This window comes from Sphingobacterium shayense, from assembly GCF_013179575.1.
In the GTDB taxonomy this organism is placed as follows: domain Bacteria; phylum Bacteroidota; class Bacteroidia; order Sphingobacteriales; family Sphingobacteriaceae; genus Sphingobacterium; species Sphingobacterium shayense.
Map to the genome: position 1 here is coordinate 1 of NZ_JABMCQ010000315.1, position 1539 is coordinate 1539.

Annotated in this window: 2 protein-coding genes; one reads left to right on the top strand and one right to left on the bottom strand. The window is 40.2% G+C overall.

Annotated elements, in window-relative coordinates; all coding sequences use genetic code 11:
• Positions 1-805: NAD(P)H-dependent flavin oxidoreductase (locus HP439_RS19045; protein ID WP_172391903.1), on the top strand; the 805-nt coding region annotated here is incomplete at its 5' end.
• A gap of 51 nt (positions 806-856) precedes the next feature.
• Here HP439_RS19045 and HP439_RS19050 read toward each other — a convergent pair.
• Positions 857-1539 (bottom strand): lysophospholipid acyltransferase family protein (locus HP439_RS19050; protein ID WP_172391904.1); only part of this gene is annotated, 683 nt, incomplete at its 5' end.

The following is a 1539-nucleotide window of genomic DNA, read 5'->3' on the forward strand; positions in this document are numbered from 1 at the left end:
TCAGTCTGCAAAAAATTTCATCGAACATCTAGCTGAACGACACGGTTTAGTCGTTAGTCTACCTGAACTTGCGGAAATAAGCACAAACAGTTATCAAGAGCAATTAGATGCTATCATTTCGCAGGGTTGCAAAATTTTAAGTTTTACTTTTGGCAACCTCGACAAACCGAGCATTGATAAGTTAAAAAGTAACCAGATAACGCTTATTGGTACCTGTACTTCAATCCATGAAGCCCGTATCTTAGAGAAATCGGGTATTGACATTATTTGCGTCCAAGGGATTGAAGCTGGTGGCCATAGGGGGAGTTTTTCTAATGAAAATATCCCGCAAATAGGTGGACTATCACTGCTAGCGAAAATTTACGACAGCGTAGGTGTTCCTTTGGTATATGCAGGAGGCATTTACAATGCAAGGACGTTATTAGCTGCCCAAACATTGGGAGCGCAGGGTTTTCAAATAGGCAGTCTTTTGTTGGGTTCCGAAGAAAGCGCTTTAAGGGAATTTGAAAAACAGCGGTTAAGGAGTCTGAAAGAAGCAGACATAGTGCTAACAAAAAGTTTTTCAGGACGTTACGCAAGAGGTATCAGAAATATGTTCATTGAGAGTGTTGAATTAGCCCAACAAATCCTTCCTTATCCATACCAAAATAAACTGACCCAGGAGCTGCGAAATGTGGCAAAGGATAACAGAAATGTCGATTTTCTGAGTATATGGGCGGGGCAGTCCATTAACGAATACAGTGGAACATCTACTACCGAAATCATCGATAGGCTCATTAAGGAAATTGACAGTAAAAATCTATAATAAGTAAATAAGCCATCAGTTAAAATAGATTTATAAACGCGTCCTTATCTTTTATCCTTTCCAGCGTTTGTGTGTCCATAACCAACCGTATGGCTCTTCGTGAATATTTTCTGATAGAAGACCAATATATTTTTGCGTTATTTCGCCATCAGTCGTGGTTTCTGCCTTAGAACATACCGGTGTACAAACCACTTTGTAATGCCCCTTTGACGGCTGGGTTATGTGGAGATAGATAACCGCGGCTTCGCATTTTCGAGCCAACTTTTCCATTCCGGAAAAAACATACGTTTCCTGGTTCAGAAAAGTTAGTCTGTATTTATCATCTTTGATGCTTGGATATTGATCAGCCAAAAAAAGATAGACACTAGACTTTGATTTATCAGATAGCATATGGCGCACAACCGATCCTTCCGATATCAGTTTCATACCAAATCGGGCTCTAATCTTCGCCATTACCGCGTTCATTGCCCCGGACTTAAGAGGCTTATACACAGCATATACTCGATGGCGCAACTTAGATGGCATAATATTCAACATCTCCCAATTTCCACAATGTCCCAAGCAGGCAATGATGTTTCTATTGGAGTTGATATGCTGATCGATTAATTCCAGGTTCTCAAACACTATCTTGTTTTCGAGCACGGACTTTGATGCAGAAATAGCTTTTAGAATTTCAGCGAAATAAACGACAAAGCAAGCATAGAATTTCTTAACAATCGCCTGTATCTCGCCGT